The organism is Neobacillus niacini (assembly GCF_030817695.1).
Lineage (GTDB): Bacteria > Bacillota > Bacilli > Bacillales > Cytobacillaceae > Neobacillus > Neobacillus niacini_F.
This window is the reverse complement of sequence record NZ_JAUSZQ010000002.1, coordinates 2201602-2222748: the sequence shown is the minus strand read 5'-3', so window position 1 is coordinate 2222748 and position 21147 is coordinate 2201602. Positions and strand designations below refer to the sequence as shown.

At 38.1% G+C, this 21147-nt stretch carries 23 protein-coding genes and 1 riboswitch; of the genes, 4 read left to right on the top strand and 19 right to left on the bottom strand.

Annotated elements, in window-relative coordinates; translation table 11 throughout:
* Nucleotides 1–167: 167 nt before the first annotated feature.
* The gene (locus tag QFZ28_RS11495; RefSeq protein WP_307194756.1) at nt 168–449 is read right to left on the bottom strand and encodes a hypothetical protein; all 282 of its coding nucleotides are present in this window, start codon (nt 447–449) and stop codon (nt 168–170) included.
* 271 nt (nt 450–720) lie between these two features.
* Here QFZ28_RS11495 and cspD point away from each other — a divergent pair, with 271 nt between their 5' ends.
* Nucleotides 721–921 carry a cold-shock protein CspD gene (gene cspD, locus QFZ28_RS11490; RefSeq protein ID WP_026563856.1) on the top strand — a complete coding sequence of 67 codons (201 nt, stop codon included), beginning with the start codon at nt 721–723 and terminating at the stop codon, nt 919–921.
* Between the two features lie 108 nt (nt 922–1029).
* Here cspD and QFZ28_RS11485 read toward each other — a convergent pair whose 3' ends face one another.
* Nucleotides 1030–1215: a zinc-finger domain-containing protein gene (locus QFZ28_RS11485; RefSeq protein ID WP_307194755.1), complete on the bottom strand. Its 186-nt coding sequence runs from the start codon at nt 1213–1215 to the stop codon at nt 1030–1032.
* Nucleotides 1216–1236: 21 nt separating this feature from the next.
* Nucleotides 1237–1893: a reverse transcriptase-like protein gene (locus QFZ28_RS11480; protein ID WP_307194754.1), complete on the bottom strand. Its 657-nt coding sequence runs from the start codon at nt 1891–1893 to the stop codon at nt 1237–1239.
* Between the two features lie 193 nt (nt 1894–2086).
* Here QFZ28_RS11480 and QFZ28_RS11475 point away from each other — a divergent pair, with 193 nt between their 5' ends.
* Together QFZ28_RS11475 and QFZ28_RS11470 are read left to right on the top strand one after the other, a co-directional pair.
* Nucleotides 2087–2494, top strand: coding sequence for a reverse transcriptase-like protein (locus QFZ28_RS11475; RefSeq protein WP_307194753.1), 408 nt, complete (start codon nt 2087–2089; stop codon nt 2492–2494).
* Between the two features lie 5 nt (nt 2495–2499).
* Nucleotides 2500–3420 (top strand): DMT family transporter, encoded by a 921-nt coding sequence (locus tag QFZ28_RS11470; protein WP_307194752.1) that lies wholly within the window; start codon nt 2500–2502, stop codon nt 3418–3420.
* A 35-nt stretch (nt 3421–3455) separates the two neighbouring features.
* On the opposite strand, the gene QFZ28_RS11465 is transcribed toward QFZ28_RS11470, so the two are convergent.
* Nucleotides 3456–3737 (bottom strand): DUF6123 family protein, encoded by a 282-nt coding sequence (locus QFZ28_RS11465; protein WP_307194751.1) that lies wholly within the window; start codon nt 3735–3737, stop codon nt 3456–3458.
* Between the two features lie 15 nt (nt 3738–3752).
* Nucleotides 3753–4259 (bottom strand): divergent PAP2 family protein, encoded by a 507-nt coding sequence (locus QFZ28_RS11460; RefSeq protein WP_307194750.1) that lies wholly within the window; start codon nt 4257–4259, stop codon nt 3753–3755.
* 87 nt (nt 4260–4346) lie between these two features.
* Between QFZ28_RS11460 and sspL the strand changes: the two genes are divergently transcribed.
* Nucleotides 4347–4484, top strand: a complete 138-nt coding sequence (sspL, locus tag QFZ28_RS11455) for a small, acid-soluble spore protein L (protein ID WP_306073616.1) — start codon at nt 4347–4349, stop codon at nt 4482–4484.
* A 101-nt stretch (nt 4485–4585) separates the two neighbouring features.
* Here sspL and QFZ28_RS11450 read toward each other — a convergent pair whose 3' ends face one another.
* The 14 genes from QFZ28_RS11450 to QFZ28_RS11385 form a co-directional block, all read right to left on the bottom strand.
* Nucleotides 4586–5362, bottom strand: a complete 777-nt coding sequence (locus tag QFZ28_RS11450) for a TatD family hydrolase (protein WP_307194749.1) — start codon at nt 5360–5362, stop codon at nt 4586–4588.
* Complete coding sequence (locus QFZ28_RS11445) at nt 5319–6107, bottom strand: ABC transporter ATP-binding protein (protein WP_307194748.1); 789 nt, start codon at nt 6105–6107, stop codon at nt 5319–5321. The genes QFZ28_RS11450 and QFZ28_RS11445 overlap by 44 nt, the downstream gene beginning before the upstream one ends.
* Nucleotides 6104–6871, bottom strand: coding sequence for an ABC transporter permease (locus QFZ28_RS11440; RefSeq protein ID WP_307194747.1), 768 nt, complete (start codon nt 6869–6871; stop codon nt 6104–6106). Before QFZ28_RS11440 ends, QFZ28_RS11445 begins: the two co-directional genes overlap by 4 nt.
* On the bottom strand, nt 6868–7158 hold the full coding sequence (locus tag QFZ28_RS11435) for a thiamine-binding protein (RefSeq protein ID WP_133367156.1): 291 nt from the start codon (nt 7156–7158) through the stop codon (nt 6868–6870). The genes QFZ28_RS11440 and QFZ28_RS11435 overlap by 4 nt, the downstream gene beginning before the upstream one ends.
* A gap of 11 nt (nt 7159–7169) precedes the next feature.
* Entirely contained in the window at nt 7170–8177 is a 1008-nt protein-coding gene (locus tag QFZ28_RS11430; protein WP_373428059.1) for an ABC transporter substrate-binding protein, read from the bottom strand.
* Between the two features lie 123 nt (nt 8178–8300).
* A riboswitch (TPP riboswitch) is annotated at nt 8301–8412 on the bottom strand.
* Between the two features lie 120 nt (nt 8413–8532).
* On the bottom strand, nt 8533–9426 hold the full coding sequence (locus QFZ28_RS11425; RefSeq protein ID WP_307194745.1) for a 5'-3' exonuclease: 894 nt from the start codon (nt 9424–9426) through the stop codon (nt 8533–8535).
* Between the two features lie 57 nt (nt 9427–9483).
* On the bottom strand, nt 9484–10311 hold the full coding sequence (locus QFZ28_RS11420; protein ID WP_307194744.1) for a sulfurtransferase: 828 nt from the start codon (nt 10309–10311) through the stop codon (nt 9484–9486).
* Between the two features lie 17 nt (nt 10312–10328).
* Nucleotides 10329–13997, bottom strand: a complete 3669-nt coding sequence (locus QFZ28_RS11415) for a dynamin family protein (protein WP_307194743.1) — start codon at nt 13995–13997, stop codon at nt 10329–10331.
* Between the two features lie 299 nt (nt 13998–14296).
* Nucleotides 14297–15925, bottom strand: coding sequence for an acyl-CoA synthetase (locus QFZ28_RS11410; RefSeq protein WP_307194742.1), 1629 nt, complete (start codon nt 15923–15925; stop codon nt 14297–14299).
* A 130-nt stretch (nt 15926–16055) separates the two neighbouring features.
* A complete protein-coding gene (locus tag QFZ28_RS11405) occupies nt 16056–17237 on the bottom strand; it encodes an iron-containing alcohol dehydrogenase (protein WP_307194741.1) in 1182 nt (393 codons plus the stop codon).
* 318 nt (nt 17238–17555) lie between these two features.
* The gene (locus QFZ28_RS11400) at nt 17556–17738 is read right to left on the bottom strand and encodes a hypothetical protein (RefSeq protein WP_307194740.1); all 183 of its coding nucleotides are present in this window, start codon (nt 17736–17738) and stop codon (nt 17556–17558) included.
* Between the two features lie 67 nt (nt 17739–17805).
* The gene (locus tag QFZ28_RS11395; RefSeq protein WP_307194739.1) at nt 17806–18411 is read right to left on the bottom strand and encodes a TetR/AcrR family transcriptional regulator; all 606 of its coding nucleotides are present in this window, start codon (nt 18409–18411) and stop codon (nt 17806–17808) included.
* Between the two features lie 224 nt (nt 18412–18635).
* Nucleotides 18636–19706 (bottom strand): phosphotransferase family protein, encoded by a 1071-nt coding sequence (locus QFZ28_RS11390; RefSeq protein ID WP_307194738.1) that lies wholly within the window; start codon nt 19704–19706, stop codon nt 18636–18638.
* A 331-nt stretch (nt 19707–20037) separates the two neighbouring features.
* Entirely contained in the window at nt 20038–21072 is a 1035-nt protein-coding gene (locus QFZ28_RS11385; protein WP_307194737.1) for a zinc-binding dehydrogenase, read from the bottom strand.
* Nucleotides 21073–21147 lie beyond the last annotated feature (75 nt).

The following is a 21147-nucleotide window of genomic DNA, read 5'->3' as shown; positions in this document are numbered from 1 at the left end:
ATTCTAGTTGAATGTGAAAAGGAGTGCTTATGCACCATGGGGGTAAAGAGAGGATTTACTTCAAGCATATCATAGCAATGATTTTCATTAATAAATTAGAATACATTTGTCTAAAATCTAACAATTAACACAAAAAAAGCGGTCATTTCTGACCACCTAGATACTCTTTATTGTATTAGTTTTAAGTTTAAATCCTGCATATACCAATTTTCTTCTGGAATAATATTCGATACAGTCAAAATAAATGATGGAATTCTTTCAACATCAAAAACGATGGCACCTATATTCTTTGTAAACATGAGAAAGGCGTCACCATGTGAATATGATGATAAATCTTTTCCGATTTGAAGCAACGCCATCAAAACCACTTGTTTTTCTTCGGCTTCAATGAAGACTTGTGGCGAGAATCTTAAAATCCATTCATCTCCCTCAATCGAAAATCGGTACATAATCCTCACCCTTTATCAACCATTTTTATAAGAATATGAGGCTGATAAAATTTTATGTTCAGTTAGATTTATTAATTTTTAATATGGCATGAGAATACAATTAATTGGCTAAAAAAGCGCTTACTTTCCTTGACTGCCCAAAAATATTCATGTATATTTAAAGCGTCATGTATCATTAATTGAATAGTATTTATATTATCTTTGTGGTCATGATAATATTTATCTTTGGCACTTAACAAGGTGTCCTGAAAGGCTTAGGAGGAAATAGTAGATGCAAAACGGTAAAGTAAAATGGTTCAACAATGAAAAAGGTTTCGGTTTTATCGAAGTTGAAGGCGGAGACGATGTATTTGTACACTTCAGCGCGATCACTGGCGAAGGCTTCAAGTCTTTAGAAGAAGGCCAAGAAGTTTCTTTCGAAATCGTTGAAGGAAACCGTGGACCTCAAGCTGCTAACGTAGTAAAACTATAATCATTAAAACAACCAAAGGCTGGCGAAAACCGTCAGCCTTTTTTCTATTTCCTTCAGGTACCGCAGGTATATCCACAGTGAACAAATTCTTCAGCCGAAAACCGCTATTCATGTCAGCCTTTTCCCATATTCTTGAAGCTTTTCCCCAACCGTACATTTTGAAATACAAAAGCGATGTGCAAACCTCCTGCCGCCTTCCTGTTTAAATTGTTGATGGACAAAGCAGCCATTACAATAGTGAGCCATTAAGGTTTCAACATGATTAAACAGTTCTTTTCTGCTTAAATTTTTCACGAGTCTACGGCACCCCGTTTCTTAAATGATTTGAGTCTTTGCGAATATTTCCTTCCCTTCTAACGCCTGTGTTGCCAATTTATCTGCCTCTTTATTGTCGTTCCTTGGTATAGGAGTGTACTTTGGTATAAGTGATAGCGCTTTGATCTTTTCTTCAATCCTATCGAGCCAGGCATTGAGCACATCTTCATAGCATGGCCATTCTCCCTCTAGCTGCTTTAACACGACCTGCGAGTCCCCTTTGAATTCACATGGCAGATGATGAACCCCTAATTCTTCTAAAATCGTTAATGCATAATAAAAAGCTGCATATTCAGCTTCATTATTTGTTTCCAATTCATCGAAAACTTCATTGGCCCTAATGCGATATTTCTTTTTTCCTTGTTTAAAAAAGATAACCACGCCAAGACCAGCAGTATTGGTTTCCTTTTGAAAACCGCCATCAAAATAAACGGTAATTTCATGTGGATCATCTTCTATTTCAGTGACCAGCTTTTTCAGTTCTTTTAAAATCCACGATGTACCAACTTCATCATAAAAATAAATATCACTTGCTTTCCCTAGCTTTTCAAGCTCTTCACCAGCTTGTATTGCCAATTCCGTAGATATCCAATCAGAGGTAAATTGTATTTTTTCATTTTTTCCTGTTTTATAATTCCACTCAAGTCTATATTTCATGATTTTCAACCTTCCTTAAAAAATTTCTGAGTTGAAAAGTAAGAATGAATGATTGGCACTTTCTTACAATATGTTTAAACATCTAATATTAGCATACCCATATCAACAAAGTAGAAATAGGGAAAATATATTTCCTGCGTTTTGTGTTAGATTATGATAAACTTTCAATTAATATGAAACTGGAGGGGCTGCTTTGATTGAAGTTTATATCGACGGTGCCAGTGCCGGTAACCCTGGACAAAGCGGTGCTGGAATATTTATTAAAGGGAATGGAACAGCAGAAAAATTTTCCATCCCACTTGGCCTGATGTCTAATCATGAGGCAGAATATCACGCCTTTATAAAAGCGTTAGAAATCTGTTTAGAAAAAGGCTATTCTCATTCAGTTGTATCTTTTCGAACAGATTCAGAATTAGTGAATAAAGGTGTGGAGAAGGAATTTGTAAAAAACAAAGTATATGCACCACTGCTGGAAAAAGCATTACAGCTGTCCAAACAATTTGATTTATTTTTTATGAAGTGGATTCCAAGCATCGAAAATAAAACTGCCGATGAATTAGCACGTCTTGCGATCCGGAAAAATACGTTGGAGGAAATTTAATCTTCATGAGAAAGCCAATACTAGCTGATATCAGCTTATTATTCGTTACATTTATATGGGGCACAACATTTGTTCTTGTTCAAAATGCGATTAGCCTGCTCGAACCATTTTCCTTTAATGGAATCCGCTTTCTGGCAGCAGCAGTCATGCTTTTATTATGGCTTTTTATATTTGAACGAAAGCAACTTGCCTTATTAAACTTAAAAATGCTTGCATCTGGTGTATTTATTGGGTTCTGGCTATTTCTAGGTTACGCCACTCAAACAATCGGTTTAGTATATACAACCACTTCTAAAGCTGGCTTTATTACAGGGTTAAGCGTAATTTTCGTCCCACTTTTTTCAATGTTTTTGTTAAAACAGTTTCCAAGCAGAAATGCAGTAATCGGAGTTTCGATTGCAAGCATTGGTTTGTTTCTGCTAACGATGACCGATGTTTCCTCTTTAAATATTGGAGATGGATTTGTGTTTATTTGTGCGATTAGCTTTGCTCTTCAAATTATTTTCACGGGAAAGTTCTCAAGCAAATATCCAACCTTATTGTTAACGGTGATTCAAATTTCCACCGTCGCAGTATTATCCATCCTTTCCGCCTTTATTTTTGAGGATTGGAGAAGATCATTTAATCCGGAAATTCTGCTCGCACAAGATGTTATCGTCGCTTTAATGATCACCAGTATACTAGCGACAGCCTTAGCGTTTTGGATTCAAACGAATTTTCAAAAATACACTACAGCTACAAGAGTGGCTTTAATATTTGCAATGGAGCCTGTATTTGCAGCGATTGCGGGGTATTATTGGGCGGATGAACGATTATCTCTCAGCGCACTAGTTGGCTGCTTGCTTATTTTTGCAGGAATGATTTTTGCAGAGCTTCCCGCCAAAAAATTTCCTGTGCTTAGAAAAGACAAGAGCTTTCAAGGGTAAAACAAAAATCCTCCTTTTTAGGGAGGATTTTTGTTTTACATTGCCACTAGTTCTCTTTCTTTAACAAACTTTAGGGCCGCATTTCTTGTTTGTATTTTGCTCGAAACAAGGGTTTCTAATAATGACACATAAAAGCTGCCATCAAAGGTTTTCTGAGCTTTTAATGTGATCTCTATTGCTGAATTAATCAATTCATCGGAAGCATTCGTGTATTGTTTTCCGAAATAAATAAAACCGATTGCATCCTCTTGAAAATGAAAACCTTTTCCCTCCAAGTAATGCAAGTACTCATCCACTGTCCGCACTGGCTTCTCCATCCCTCTCCAAGCAATCTAAAACCATTTACTATCAGATTTTACCTTAAATTTCGACAATTTTCTACTATTTTCTGTGCATACATGTCCAATGACTCCAACTATTGCCCCAAGAATAGCACCGCCAATTACTTCTTCAGGCTGATGTCCTAACATTTCTTTTAACTTTTTAGGGGCTTCTTGCTCAAATTCTACGCTTTCTTCTTTATCCACTTTTTCAATTAAATCGTGCATAGAATTCACCTTTAAGGTAAGTTCACCTGTTTGCCGTCGAATACCTTGAGCGTCATACATAACAATTAGCCCATAAACAAGAGATAGGGCAAAATCAAATGTTGGCAGCCCGCGTTGTAAAGCAATATAGGTGGTCAGTGTAGAAACCCCTGCTGAATGGGAGCTCGGCATTCCACCTGTTTGAAAAAAGAGGTCTGGGCGCCATTCTTTCTTTTTATAGTAATGAATGGGAATCTTTAAGCCCTGTGCTAATGCAATACTCGATAGGGCTAAATAAACACCTTTGTTCATTTTTATCACCTCTTATCTTTATTGTTTAGAAAGTTGAGTTTTATTATTCTCTCATGGAAATACTAAAAAAATGGGAGGTGAACAGCGGTGAGTAAAAACGGTTCAAGAAATCGCGGTGTCAAGGCACCTGGAGTGAATCCACAGGGTTATGGACAGGATGCGGAAATGACAGAAGATCCTAAAAGTAAATTAGAAAATGCTGCTAAAAAAAGCAACACTAAATAAAAATGGAAAAGGCTGTCCCATCTTTGGGACAGCCTAGGCTTTAGGATTTAAACATTTAGTCTTTGAATAAAGAAATATGTAAGACAATTGTACCAATTAATTTATATATTAAAAAATCTTTTAGTATTATTTCTAATTTGTGTGTTTACATCCTGAAAAGTCATACGTTTGATTTCAGCTATTTTTTTAAGCGACTCCTTCATCATAAGAGGGTTTGTCCTTTTTCCAATAAATTGACCTTCAAAGGGCCATGGACCATCTGTTTCAAGCATGATTTGATTAATCGAATAATTTTTCACCAAAGTGACGTTTTCAGGTTCTTCCATGGCAACCTCCGGAGTAACAGAAACGAAATATCCGTTTGCCAGCATTCTCTCGGTTGTCCGTTGATCCCCCTTAAACCAGTGAAAATGAGCCTTAGAAACTGAATGCTTTTCGAGAAGATCACAAACAACTGGGGCATCAGAATAGACCGCATGAAGTGAGATAGGCTTTTCCCACTTTTTGGCTAGATTCACAAATAGTTCAAGCAATTCACTATAGCGGCCATAGTCTTTTTTTGTAACTTTATTTTCTGCCCTCATAAAAAATGGCAGGCCTACTTCACCTACAGCAATCATTTTGTCTTTGTTAACTCTCATCCAGTTTATTAGTTCATCAAGTTCTTTTTCAGTTGGCAGAATCTGCTCAGGATGAAAACCAAATGCAGGTTTTACGATGGGATATCGTTCTGATAAAATAAGATTCCTCTTACAGGAATCCAGGTTCATCGAAACTGAAACAAGTGCTTCAATGGCTACGTTCTCCTCAACCAGCGTGGCAATTTCAATGTCATCATATTGATCTAAATGAATATGGGCGTCTATTAACTTCTCCATCCTTGTCACTTCCAACGTTTTTTAATGAATAAGTAACTGTCCTCTTCCATTTTAGAAAATTATCATCTAAAAACAAGCTTTCATCCCGCGGGCGTTTGAATGGGACCTTGAATTCCGCTGCCACTCTTGTTGGCTTTGCGGATAACACAATGATCCTATCCGATAGAAACAATGCTTCTTCTATCGAGTGAGTAACAAACAGCACGGTCCGACGATATTCCTCCCAAATCGAAAGAAGCCATTCTTGCATCTCTAATCTTGTTAATTCATCTAGCGCCGAAAAAGGCTCATCAAGACAAATGAGAGATTGGGGACTTAGCAGGGCTCGTATAAACGCGACGCGCTGCTTCATTCCGCCGGATAGCTCTTCCGGGCGAGCATGCACATAATCAGCAAGACCGGCTTTACGAAGCATTTCGATCGCTTTATCCCGATCCTTTTTACCCTGCAGTTCAGCTCCGAGTAATACATTTTGCAAAACAGTCCGCCAAGGCAGGAGGGAAGGCATTTGTGGCATAAAACTAATCGAGCCGCGTTTCCCAATAATATTATTCCCTTCAAGCTCAATGACTCCTTTATCGGGGGTCATGATCCCGCCAATTAAGTTAAAAATTGTACTTTTTCCACTTCCAGATGGCCCGATGATGGTAACAAACTCTTCTTTTTCAATCGAAAAAGATAAATCTGAAAGAACCTCATTTGGTCCAAAACTTTTTACAATGTGATCAACTAGTAAATGACTCACTCCTCGCTGCCTCCTTTGCTTTGCCACCGAATGAAATATTTTTCGGCTGCAACTATAACGGTAAAAAATAAGAGACTTAGTACCATAATCGATAGAATGGCAACGAATACCTTGTCTGTTCTAAATGAAGAAGATGCTAAGGTCATATACACACCAATTCCTTTTTCCGCTCCGAGCCATTCAGAAATGACAGCCCCCATAACACTATAGGTGGCTGAAATTTTTAAGCCAGAAAAGATGGAGGGGAGTGCATATGGCCATTCAAGCTTCCAAAACAACTGAAACTTGTTTGCCCCAGCCATCAACATATAATGTTTATGGGAATATGGAACATGTTTAAATCCGTCTAAAGCTGCCACAGTGATAGGGAAAAAACAGGTAAGGGTGATTACAATAATTTTAGGTAATAATCCAAATCCAAACCATATAACAAGCAGAGGAGCGAGCACAATAATCGGAACATTTTGTGATAATATAAGCAACGGGTACACTGAGTCCCGGATCCAAGGGACCAAATGCAGCGAGACAGCAACAACCACTCCAACTGTGGTCCCTACTAAAAAACCCTCAACCGCAATGTTCGCTGTTGAGACTAAATCTGGATAAAACGACGTCCAACCTGAAATAATCTCATTCATAATCATTGTAGGTGCCGGTAAGAGCCACTCGGGTACTCTCGTTATCTTTACAATGATTTCCCATAAAATGAACAAAAGAAGGAGAACCGCAACCGGTCTCCATCCTTTTCTAATTAAATAGTTCATCGATATTTTTCCGTCAGGGTTTCCAATGTAATACCTGTTGGCTGATAAAGAACTTTAATTTGGGAAATCACATTTTTACTGCCCATTTCCATCATCCGTTCGTTCATTTTTTCAATGATTGAAAACAAATGGGATAACTCGCCTTCCATTGTCGTCTCTAACGGATGGACCTCATATTTTACCCCAGATTCATCAATCACTCGAATTGCTTCGTCCACAAAAGGAATCACATCTCCACCATCAGACGGCTTCGGGATGATTTGTATACTGACTAGTGCATTTGCCATAATAACATCTCCTATTCAGGTAAGAACTCATTCGTAAAAGCTTTTTTAGCTTCTAATTCTGTTTCTAGTAATCCATTTTCATACATCCAGGAAGCATAGTTCTCCCAAACCTCAAGCTTTTGTTCACCCCAGCGAGGTGCATCATCCTGGTATTTAGGCGCTAACCATTCTTGACTCTTTTTCACAAGCTCTGGATCTAAATCTGGCGCTGCTTTTAATAAAATATCTGCGGCATCACCTGGGTTTTCGATAGTAAATTTATATCCTTTAGCAGCTGCTTTTACAAATGCTTTTACCGTGTCAGGATTTTCTGCAATCATTTTTTCATTTGTTGTTAATACAGGCGTGTAATAATCTAGTTTTTCTGAGTAGTCTGTTAAATATACCATGTTTATTTTCTCACCGCGCAGCTCTGCTTCAATACCGGTCCATCCATAATAAATCCAGGCAAAATCTATATCTTTTTTAACTGCGGTAAAGAAGTCCGTGTCTCCGATATTGATAATTTTCACCTTCTCAACATCGGCATTTTCTGTTTTCATTAATGAATCGATTACTGACTTTTCTGCAGGAGATCCCCATCCGCCATATGTTTTACCCGCAAAATCTTTTGGCGTAATTATGTTTTTATCTGCAGGAGAGGCGAATCCAGATGTATTATGCTGAATTACAGCGGCAATTGATACAAGCGGGACACCTTGAATTCGTGCCTGTGTTACACCTTCTTGATAGCCAACCCCAAATTGTGATTTTCCGGATGCGACTAACTGGTCAGCACCTGCTTCACCCGGCATAATAATATTGACATCAAGGCCTTCTTCTTTAAAATAACCTTTTTCCTTCGCAACATATAATCCTGTATGGTTCGTGTTGGGTGTCCAATCTAATACAACCGTAACTTTTTCTAGGTTCTTTTTATTTTCTGGCCTACTTCCCTGTGAATTTTCCTCAGTATTTGTACCACAGCCGGCAATTAACAAGACAGATAGTACCAAACTAAACCATGTCTTCACTCTCATCATCCTCTTTTTTACAATTTGCAGGAAATAGGCTTGGATAACATTTCACGTTTTTTACTTAATCGGACGTTTTTAAAAATAAAAAAGCGCCCTAGTTTTAAGCATGGGCGCACACTAACAAAGATCGTTTTGTTAAATATGTTCCCTCCGCTGGTGTTAACCAGATCAGGTTCAAAGGGTCATTATCTCATGGATAACCTCTCAACCGGCAACACCGGCTCCCCTATTTTTTAGACAATTTCCTATCATCATTTATATTATAATTGCCTTTTAGCGATTATCCTATTAAAATGCATTATCATTAATAAGTAATTATACCGAAGGAGGCTGTCCCTAGTTGGGACAGCCTCGGATATTAGGAAACAAACGATGCTTCAAGCGGCAGCAGACGCTGCAAGCCACGCAGTTCCAGTTCATTTAATTTATTTAGAGCCTTTTCTTTTTCAATCTTCAGTCCGGCTTCAATAAGGTCACACGTTACAGGGACGTCACACTTAATTTCTGCAAGCATGCGTGATAAGTGGAGCATTTCTAAATCCTGCTCAATTTTTGTTTTATGAGATTTTGAAAGACGATCAAGATTGGATATAATCCCCTCAACATGCTCATATTCCTTTAAGAGCTTAAGCGCCGTTTTCTCACCAATTCCCTTTACTCCAGGATAGTTGTCACTTGGGTCGCCCATTAAAGCTTTTAAATCAATCATTTGGCGCGGTTTGATACCTTTCTCCTCAAAGAAGGAATCAGGAGTATGAACAAGGTAATTCCCATATCCTTTTTTCAATAAAATGACCGAAATACTTTCATCCAGCAGCTGAAGGATATCTTGGTCACCCGTTAAAATGGAGACATGTGCATGTTCCTTAGCCTGATTTGCAATCGTCCCAATGCAATCATCTGCTTCATAGCCCGCTAAGCCGATGTTAGGGATGTCAAACGCGGCAACTACTTCTTTAACTAAATCAAATTGAGGAATTAATTCGATTGGTGCTTCACTCCGGTTCCCTTTATAGGCGTTAAATAGTTCAGAGCGGAATGTTTTACTGCCCATATCCCAACAAACTGCCACATGGGATGGTTTAAAAGAAGAAACTGCAGTAAATAAATGTTTAATAAAGCCATGAATCCCATTCGTCGGAATTCCTTTTGAATTTATCATAAACTGACCTGTTACAGCTGTAGCATAAAAAGCACGAAATAACAGCGCCATTCCATCAACTAGCATAAGAGAAGGTTTTTGATTTTCCAATATATTTTGACCTCCGATCATTTAAAAACAAGACGATTTCTATTATAACATAAAAACCTACTCTATTTTGTTTTCTTGATAGGAAATCCAGTCACTAAAACTTCCCAAGTAAAGTTTTACCTTTTCAAACCCAGCTGCCTTTAATGCCAGAAAATTTGGTGCGGCAGTAACCCCTGAACCACAATATACAATGATTTCGTTGTCAGGATTAATATCTGAGAATCGTTGTTTTTGTATCTCTGCAGGCTTAAAATATCCAGCATTTAGTCCTTCAAACCACGGCTTATTAATTGCACCAGGAATCCGTCCAGCTTTTTTATCAATGGGTTCCTCTAAACCTAAATATCGTCTTTCTTCTCTCGAATCAATTAGGACTATGTTGGAATTCTGTTCATCCGCCACTGCCTTTACTTCTTCCATACTTGTAAGCAGGTCGTGATTAATATCCGGCTTGAAGGTGGTTTTTTTAAAAGAAGGAATTTCTGATGTTATAGGGAGGTTTCCTTCTACCCAGCCTTTAAATCCTCCATCTAACACAAACACTTTTTCATGTCCGAGATATTGCAGCAGCCACCAAAACCTTGCAGCAAACGCACCTTCGCCTTGATCATAGGAGATTACAGTTGTGCTATTATCAATACCTGCTTGTTCAAGTTTTAAAGTAAACTCTTCGATGTTAGGCAATGGGTGCCGGCCGCCGTGTTCAGCGACTTCACCCGATAAATCTACCTCAAGATCAAAATAGCAAGCACCAGGAATATGATTGTTTTCATATTCCTGTCTGCCTTTTTTAGGGTCGGCTAAAGAAAAAGTGCAGTCTACAATACGGACATTTTGCTCATTTAAATTTTTTAACAGCCATTCTTTGTTGATTATTAGATTCATAGCCATCCCCCAATGATTTAATACTTAGACTCTTCAAGCTTTTGGTAAACTTCTTGTAATTTTTCGATGGATACCCCGCCATCTAAGGCGGTAAGAAGACTTAAATAAAAATCGTCTGCCTGTTGCTCTACTTCGGTGATCAATTTTTCAAATTGACCCGAAACAATACTGGAGTAATATTCTGCTAGTTTTTGACCTTGAGATTTCAGATAATCATCCGCAGGGACATTTAAAACTTGATATAGCTCATCACTCATATGCTTCTTTTCATTTTTTTCAAAAAAGGATTTTGGATTTTTAAAATAAGACAGTGCTTTCGTAAACAGCTGTTTATTTAAATCACTAAAAGCTAAAGGAAACTCAATCTCCTCTTCATGTTTCATCTCAAAAGTTGAAAATGATAAGTCTTTATTAATTTCCTTCATACTGCGAGTTAGGCCGGTATAATAGTCGGCTAAAACTTTTCCGGTAAAAGAATCCAGTCTGACAGTTGTTGCTCGCAGCTCTTGTGCGAAATCGAAGCCTAGACTTTCCAACAGCTCATCCAAAGCTGATTGTACTGCCTTCTTTAAATTTCTTCCGTCATCTCTTAACAATGCAGGATTAAAGGCTTCCCTAAAAAAGTCACCAAACCGGAGGAATACTCTTTGTTTAATATAGTAAAGAAGTTCTTCACCTTCTTGAATGATTCGTTTTTGTACACCATCTGGGGTTTGCTTTTCCAGTACAGCTTTAATCAAGGCTTTTTGTTTTTCTATTTCTGTGCGTTTTTTGTCCTTTACGGATTGGTCTTCTTTCGAATTCTCAATTAGTTTTCCTACTAACTCATGAACACGATTTAATTCGTTACCTGCTGATGTGAGAGCCATTTCCGTTAAATCATTTGAAATAAAATGATAGAATTCCCCTTCAAAATTCCCCATGCCAGACTTTGCATCTGTGTTTGGTTCTAATTTTTCCTTTAGGGCCAGCAAGCTAGATAATGGATAGAGGTGTGGTTTCCGAATCCCATATTTTATTAATTGTTCCGTAACATACTCCGCAACGGTTTCCTTCTCTTCTTCATTTTCAGCTAAGTCAATCGCGTTAATAATAAAGAACATTTTATCGAGCTGGAAGGATTCCTTTACCCGGCCGAGCTGGATTAAAAACTCCCGGTCCGCTTTTGAGAAGGCATGGTTATAATACGTAACAAACAAAATTGCGTCAGAATTCTTAATATAATCAAATGCTACTCCAGTATGGCGGGCATTAATCGAGTCCGCCCCTGGTGTATCAACGAGGGTAATCCCTTTGCGAGTCAATTCGCAATCATAGTACAGCTCAATCCATTCCACAAAGCACGACTTTTCTTCTAACGCTACGAAATCAGCAAATTCGTTTAAGTCCGTTTGCAAGACTGTTCCGAGCTGCTTTCCATGGATGAGAAAGCCCTTTTTAAATGCTTGTAAAAATGCATAGTGTGTCTTTTCCGCTATTCCTTCCTGCCCCTTTTCAAGCATGACCTTATCTATCTCTTTTGCAGCTCCTTCTAAGTCAGACGTTTGCAGGTCAAATAATTTTAATGAACGGTTTACGTCCTCGAGCATGGCGTTTTCTTCCTTAAATTTCACAAGCACCGTGCCATGCTGATATTGATCGGTTACAGGCTTAATTTTATTAATGGCCGCTGTGGTCGGATTAGGCGATACCGGAAGTACTTTTTCCCCCATAAGTGCATTGGCAAAAGAAGACTTTCCTGCACTAAATGCGCCAAATAAAGCAACAGTAAATCCTTTGTGCGCCAATCTGTCAGCTTTGTCTTCTAATTCCTTAGCGAGCTTTTTAAAACCGGGCAGACTGTCAATAAGCTTTGCAGAATGATTTAGACGAGCTACCAAACTTTGTAAATGGCTTCTCGCTTTCTCCGTTTCATTTTTCTTGGTTACAATGTTTTCTACCTGTGTTACAGATGGCAGAGGATTGCTCTTTTGAACGGATTCTGTCTCCGGAAGAGACTCACCATGTATTACTTCAGCGTCTTCTTCCTCTTGCTGAAATAGTAAGAAATCGTCACTTTTGCTTTCTATTGATTCATTTAACAACCTGTCAACTACAGCTTTTTTGGTATCTGTTTCTTTTTCAAAATTGGTTTTTTCAGAAAGTGCACTCACATATTTTTCAATACTTTTAAACTCTGCTTGATACATCTGTGTCAATGTTTTCGTTTTGGCTGCTAATACAGGCATGAGCACATGTTTAAAATCTAGAACACGCTCGCGTGCTATTTTTTTAATTCCGTTCGCCAAGTCCTCTGTGTAATGAAGCACATATTCACCAGATAGACGGGCTCCCTGTTTAACTGTTTGAACAATTAAATCGAGCGGGACTTCAATAGATAACGATTGTGCTTTATTTTGCAGCTCCTGTTCATCTAAACGATTGTTCTTTAGAATCGCGATTAGATATTCACGCAGGTGCCATTCAAGCTGTGATTTAGTTTTCTCCTGAAGGTCCTGGTACAGCCGCTCCAGCCGTGCATTCTTTTCCTCAAGTGTTTTTTGTTTTGAGAAAAGGAATCCTACCTTAAATTCTGGCTGTGAGGCTTCAAGAAATGCTTCCGCTAATTCTCTTGTTTGAAATGGCATTAAATAAGCATTGTTTAAAATCTTTGCTATTTCATTGTCCATTTCCTTTTCTGTTTCCTCGACGCCTTTTTCAAGAGTTTTTAGGTTCGTGCTGAGTGATTGATAGGTTTGTGTTAATTGCTGTTTTTCTTCCTCAGGCAGCTCATTTAACACTTCAAAAACAGGCTGAAGTTCCTCTTCCCGTCTATTTCGTTCTTGTTCTAGATGATCTTGTGCTATTTTTTTGAGTGAGTGAAAAATGGATTGCTGCAGCAGTTGGTCCTTATTCTGCAATTTCTGTGCGATAAATGCTTTTAATTCGGTAAATTCATTTAATTTATGGTCTTGAAACTTTAATGAAGTATAAAAGATTCGTGCTGGCTTGACTCCCCAAGCAGCAAATGATTCCGTGACGCTTTCTTGAAATTGGGTAAACGAGAGCTCCTCTTCTTTGTGCTTATCCACCTGGTTAATAACGAGATAAACTTCCTTTCCAGCTTCCGTTAATTCTTTAGTGAATAACAAGTTCAGCTCCGCTTGCACATGGTTATAGTCCATTACATATAAAACTAAATCAGCCAAGTGAATAGCTGATTCTGTTGCGACCTTGTGTGCGTCATCAGCTGAATCAATTCCAGGTGTATCCATAATAATGGTATTGGCAGGCAGCTGGGAATCGGCATGGCTGATTTCGATTTCCTGGATTTGGTCGCCATCCTTGCAGTAATTTTTTACTAATTCATAATCATATGGTGCTAAGTACACCCGCGGCTTTTCATTCTTAAAAAAAACCTTCGCATATTCCTCACCTGATTTTACCTTTACGAGGTTGGCAGAGGTGGGAATCGGGCTCGATGGCAGCAAATTCTCGCCGACCACTTTGTTAATCATCGTTGATTTTCCAGCTGAAAAGTGACCGCAAAATGCAATCATAAACTCCCTATTTTGCAGTTTCTTTGCTAACTGCTTCGTTTTTTCTCCGTTTTCCGTATCACCTTGTTCAATAAGATACTCATATAAAGCAAGGATCTTATTTTTGAGTGATAGAATGGTTTCTTGTGTAATCGCCGTTTGCACCATAGTCTTTTTCCCCTTGTTCACAACTTTGTAATATTTAATATTTTATACGATAATTCAAACTTTTCCTATTGTGAAAACTTAAATTGTTAACATAATATTCAGGTATTCTTTTTTCTGCTCAGGTACTATTGAATTATTAGATTAAGAAGGAGGTAGAAAATGGTATATAAGGAACGTGTTACTTAGATTCAGAATCCGCTAGATCAAATAAAAAGAAGCGACACCGAAACAAAAAGAGAAGCTACCCACCAATTTGAGCAGCTCATTAGAAAACAATCTATATTAGAAAACAGCAGCTTTTATCTACTAGCTGTTTGCTCATTCGCCCTCAAAAGATAGCGCTGAATTTTTCCACTTGGTGTCTTAGGAAGGCTATCTATAAATTCAACTTCTCTAGGGTATTGATGTTTAGATAATTTACTTTTAACAAACAGACTTAATTCATTTGCTAGTTCGTCAGAAGGTTGATAGGTCGGATTTAGGATTACAAAGGCTTTAACGATCTCCCCTTTGGTAGGATCTGGTTTTCCAATAACAGCTGCTTCTGCTACTGCAGGGTGCTCAATCAGGCTGCTTTCTACTTCGAAAGGACCAATCCGGTATCCTGCACTTGAAATAATGTCATCCGCGCGACCTTCGAACCAAAAGTACCCATCTTCATCCTGCCTCGCGAGGTCTCCTGTTAACAGCCATTTTCCCTTTATTTTTTCTTCTGTTTTCTCAGGATTATTCCAGTACCCTAGGAAAAAATAAGGAAATGCAGTTGTATCAACCGCAATTTGTCCCACTTTCCCTTTCTCAACTGGGTTCCCATCTTCATCAATTAATGCAATATTAAATCCAGGAGACGGTAGACCCATTGATCCTGGTTTTACCTCCATGTCTGTTACATTAAAATTGTCGACAATCATCCCTGTTTCTGTACAGCCATAGTGATCATAAATTTCTCTTCCGAAGGTATCTTTAAAGAAACGGACCACTTCCGCATTTAACGGCTCACCCGCACTGCTGAACTTTTTCACACGAATGTTATATTTCTTCGCAAGATCATCACCATAGGACATCATCAATCGATAGGCTGTTGGGGCATACGCAAAGTTCGTGACCTCGTATTTTTCCAATAAGGAATACACCTTTTCAACATTAAAGGAACCTTTATAAACTAGAATTGAAATGCCATAGCTTAAAGGAACGAATGTACAATTGATCAGCCCAAATGCCCAACCTAAATCTGCCCCTCCATACATGGTATCATCGTCCTCGATGCCGATTCCGTAGCGAACGTATGGGTAAGAACTAAGTAAAATTTTATGCGCCCATGCTGCGCCTTTCGGCATTCCAGTCGATCCAGATGTATACTGAATCACGCTTGGGTCCATCACGTTTGTTGGTTCCGTTTGATGCTCGTCTGAAAAAGAATCAATGAACTCCCAAAAGGTTGATCCATCAGCTGTTAATCCGTCCATCAAAAGAAGTTGACTAGGAATCGATACTTTTTCTAGTTTCAGCGCTTGTTCTTGATTGGTTACCAATATTTTACAATCACAATCTTCCAATCGGTATTTGATCGCATCTTGAGCAAAAGCTGTAAACATCGGGACATAAATGGCCCCTATTTTCCATGTTGCGATTACCGTAATAATTAATTCCATATCCTTCCCGAGAAGCCCTGCCACTCGATCCCCTTTCTGTACCCCAAGGGACCTAAGTGCATTTGCCATCTTATTCGATTGTTCTTTTAGTCTTTTGTAGGTCCATACATCTGTGTTTCCCTCCGCATCTTCCCAATAAATTGCAATCCGATTCGGGTCATCAGCCCAGCGATCACAGCATTCATGTCCCATATTAAACTTTTCTTGTACGTTCCAGTCAAAAGTTTTAACAACCTTTTCCCATGAAAAACCATCTAGGAGTTCTTGATAATTCATTTACCATCACCTCGTATATGTGAGTCTATTTTTTACTTCCTATAAAGATAAAACGCTTTCAATTAAAGACCAATGAATCTTACAACTACCTAGTCTATGATTATGATTTTTTCATCTTGTTGGTTTGTCCCTACCATACTTCTTCTAAGAGGCTTGTAATCTTTTCCTTTAAATCGTCGGTACCCAAAACAAAAGAATTGTCTTCTCCACGAATATCCGTCAGAATATTTTTTACGACTAAAGGGATACTTTCTTTTGAAACATCAAAATCTCTTAATCGATGTGGGATTTCAAGTTCTTGTATTAGCCCTTTAATGAGTGTCGGAGCGATCCTTGCATTTTCTGCTACCGTATTTTCCTCTTTACTAAAACCTAATGCTTCTGTAATTTTTGCCTGTTCCTTCGTCGTTCTAGGCAAAAGAAACTTCATTACCTGTGGCAGCATAATCGCTGAAGTCATTCCATGAGGGATGTCATAGGTTGCCCCTATTTGATGTCCAATACTGTGAGATAATCCTAACTTAATATTGACGACGGAAAATAGGGAGAGCCAGGCTCCTACTTGACATTCTAGTCTGGCCTCTAAGTTTGTGGGATCTTTCTTAGATCGTGGTAAGTGCTCATACAACTTTTTTAACGCCTGTAAGGCTAAACTCGTATTAATTGGATTTGGAACAGGAGTATAGAGAGTCTCAACCGCATGATCGACTGCCCGAATACCTGTTGATATCCAAAGCCAATCTGGGGTTTCCGTTGTGAAAACAGGATCTAAGAAAACGAATTTCGGCGTCATATTTAAATGAGAAAACTTATACTTTACATGGTCCTTCACATTTGTTGTACCAGCGATGCTCGTAAACTCAGATGCAGAAAGGGTTGTAGGAATCGCGATATGAGGAAGATACTCCGACATAGTCGGAACCTTATCTTTTCTATTCTCTGAAAAAGGGTATAATTCCTCCTCTGACTGGATGTCCTCAGCTAAAACTAATGAAAGGATTTTAGCTGCATCAATCGGACTCCCCCCACCAATGCTTAAAATAAGTTCAGGGTTAAATTGTCGGATATCTGTTAAATCCTTCAATAGTATGGTCCCAGGTACATGCTGTTTTGAACAGGTTACGAAGGTTTCAATCTGGTTTGCATGAAGGGTATCCAACATCTTGTTATACGCTTTCGTTTTTAACAAGCTATTCGTTGTGACTATTAATAATTTCTGACCATTGAACTTGGTTATTTCATTTACAAGCTGTTCTTCAACGCAATTGATCCCGTAATGGATCCGTTCTACAGGAAGATACTGAAAAATCATTCTGGTACCCCTTTCCATTCTTTTGCAATACAAAAAGGAAAAATCACCTCTTAACTCACTAAAAATCAAACAAATATTTGATTATAATAATATAATAATTATTTCAATTTATATATAAATTTCGAATATTAGGAAAATTATCAAGAGACGAATCTAATTTATTCATAAAAGTTTACCCATGTTCTGATTGTTAGGGCTCAGAGACAGAATAAAACCCATATAAAAACAGTGAAGAATGCGAAGGAAACCTCACTGCTGATATAAAATCTCTTGTTGGTTTAGAACGATCATTTTTATTAAAATGTACTAAAAGCTCTTTCATCTTAAATACCAGCGCCCACACTTGTTTATGAGCACTCCACTGCTTTTTAACTTTCTAAGATACCTATTTACCGTATCAGTTCTGATATTTAAATCCATATTTTTTTGACATTTGCTTAGGATATTTTTGGCGGATAATCCAGGAGAAGTTTGCAGTAAGTCTTTTATAATCTTATCCAATGGAGGCACCTCCTAAATTCTTAAACACGTTTCATATAGAGATTAATGTCTTTATTTACAGAGTATTTTAAGACTTTTTCCAAACTCCTTGAAGGACAAATGCATTGAATTGTTTAGAGATTTCATCAAATGTATACTTGTTGTCTGGTGAATACCAGCGCTGCATATAATTATAGACACCAAAAATGGCAAAAGTTAAAAGTTTTGGATCTAAATCACTACGAAATTCTTCCTTTTTAATTCCCTCAATTATAATTTTTCGAAAAAGGCGATCATATTCATCCCCTACTGTTGCTATTTCTCCCCCGAACTCAGACTTGAACCATTCAATCGATATCCAAACGAATAACTCGCTTTGGTATTTTTCAAAACTTAAAATATGACTTTTTAAGGCTTTTTCTAATTTAACAGAAGGTGAATCAGCTGAATTTACAATCACTTTTAAATTTTCCGTCATTTCACTCAGTGGTCTTTCAACTACAGCATATAATAAATCATCTTTTTTCTCGATATAGTAATATAAGCTGCCTTTCAGCATACCTACTTCATTCGCAATATCCTCCAAAGTAGCCTCTTTATACCCTTTTTCTCGAAAAATCTTTGCTGCTGCATTTACAATTTTATTGAATTTTTCAATCGATTTATTTGTTTTCTTAAAATTTGGTTTTCCCATCATCCTCTTCCCCTCACCCATCCAACTGCTTCAATATTCTATAGTAATATTATACAGTAAAAGTTCCTTTTTAAACAGACGACTGTTTGAAAAACAATCCCCATATTTTTCTACAATACTTGGATGGGTAAAGTCTTATATTTTTACTGTGTTTATATTAGATAAAAGCTTGATCTTTTCCCTTATCCTGGCTCTTATTGCCTTACTAGTAATGTTATTTTGTATTAATATTTTCCTGTTTCAGATACTTCACATGCCGATAACATCAAATTATTCACTCTCTCATTTAAGTTTGAGAAGCGGGTATCCTTTGTCTGTCCAACCTTCCAACGATAATAAATTTGTTGTAAAGCTACGGCTAATTTAAAGTACGTAAAGGCGATATAAAAATTCAGAGGCGGAATATCAAACCCTGTTTGAAGCGCATATCTTTGGATAAAATCGCTTCTCTTAATGAAACCTGGTTCTGTTGTTACAGTTGGAAGGCTCTTTTTGAGATAATCTGGGTCGTCTGGTTCTAACCAATACCCTAACGCTCCTCCTAAGTCAAAGAATGGATCAGCAGTGGTGGCCATTTCCCAATCTAAAATCGCTTCAATCCTTGTAAAATCTTTTGAAAAGAGCATATTGTTTAACTTATAGTCATTATGAAGCAAGCTCGTATAACGGGAGGAAGGAATATTCTTCTCCAACCATTTTGATATTTTGTCAAAATACGGATTCTCATCTGTTGTGTATTTGATATAGCGTTGAATCCAACTTTTCACCTGTCGATCCAAAAATCCCTCTGGACGACCAAATTGAGCTAAGCCAGCCGTTTCATATTCAACCGTATGCAGTTGCGCCAACGCATCAACCACTGCATTTGATATTTCAATTCGAAGCTCCTTTGTCACGTGAAATCCTGGAGGAAACTGTGCGTCTAATACCACTCCTTGTTTTCTTTCCATTACATAAAATGGAGCACCTAACACCTCTTTATTTTCACAAAAAACATATGGCTTAGGAACAAGAGGGAAAACAGGATGTAGTCTTGTTAATAAGTCTGATTCTCGTTTCATATCATGTGCTTTTGGCGGTAGCGGTCCAGAAGGCGGACGACGCATAACGGCTTCCCACTCCCCACTGCGTAAAAAGTAGGTTAGGTTAGATAAACCTGTTGTAAATTGTTCAACCTCGAGCTCTTTATCAGGGAAATCGCTTACATGTTGAGCTAGATAGTTTCTTAAAGCTTTTCGATCAAAATCTTCTCCTTTTCTCACCGGAATTGTATCATTTTTGTCTATATGTCCCATTAGACTCACCTCCCAAGAAATAAAAAACTAAACGTTTGTTTGATTTTTATTATAAATGCTGTTAGTAGACATTTCAATATATATATTAAATATTCTGAAAAAGACAAAACTTAGAATAGGTAATTGTATTTGAACAAAGCGATAAAATGAAATAATAGAAATATAATCAAAGGCTTTTCGGTAAAATTTCTACAGATTTCACTAAAAGGAGGAGAAAAGATTGCTCCCCCCTCCCCCAACATAGTACCCCACTGTTTCAATTTAGTGATCTAGAAAGCTATTAAAGATAGAACCCCCGTTACCAACTTAACAAGGAATGACGGTTGAACCATTAGTCAAATTTTGTTATGACATAGGTTCCTGTATTTGAGAAATTCGCCATATCTTCAAAAATTCGATTTACATCAGATAGAGCAATCTCACCCGAAACCATTTTTCCTGGCTGTAGGTCACCTTGAGCCACAGAAGATAGAAGTTTATCAAAACGATGAACTGGGAGACCTAAAGTCGTATACAAATGAATTCCTTTCATCAGCATCTCATCGATCGGTATCGAAATATAACCAGACTCTGCTTTCGATGTCACCCCGATTTGTAAATGTCTTCCGCCTTTTCTTAGGCTATGAATCGCATTCACACATGTTTGGGCAATCCCGAGGGCATCAACGGATACATCTGCTCCACCTCTTGTTAGTTCTCGGACTACTTCGATTGGATCATTTTGTTTCCCATTAACGGTATGAATCGCGCCCATTTCTTTTGCTAAACTCAGATTTGATTCATTAATATCAACGCCAATTACATGCGCCCCTAATGAGTTTGCAATGTGAATTGCAGACAACCCAATTCCGCCGCAACCATATACCACAACCGTTTCGCCAGGGCGAACCTTAGCAATATCCACAATTCCATGATAAGAGGTCATGACCCGGCAACCTAGAGCGGCACCATCACGAAAACCAATTTCTTCCGGAAGGTGAACAAGATTTCGATCCGCATGAGGAACAGGAACGTATTCTCCAAATCCGCCAGAATAGGTGAAACCTGGGATATCTGGAGAGTCACATAAATGAACCTGGCCTTTTAAGCAATGAGGACATGAGCCCTCGCTCCCAGAGATTGGTACAATGACGCGGTCTCCTTTTTTGAAGTTCTTCACTTCACTGCCTACTTCTTCAATGACACCACATAATTCATGTCCTAACACGTTGGATCCTGATGCAAGTTCTCCAGCCCAAACATGCCAGTCACTTCGGCATACTCCATTCGCTTTTACATTTACAATTACCCCATTTTTATCAATTGTTGGATCCAGGACATTTGTCAAAATCAATTTTCTAGTATCCTCTAAAACAAGTGCTTTCATTTTACATTTCCCCCTCATTCACTGTTTGGTTAAACGTAAAAGAGATCAGGCCGATCCCTTTTACAATTCAATACA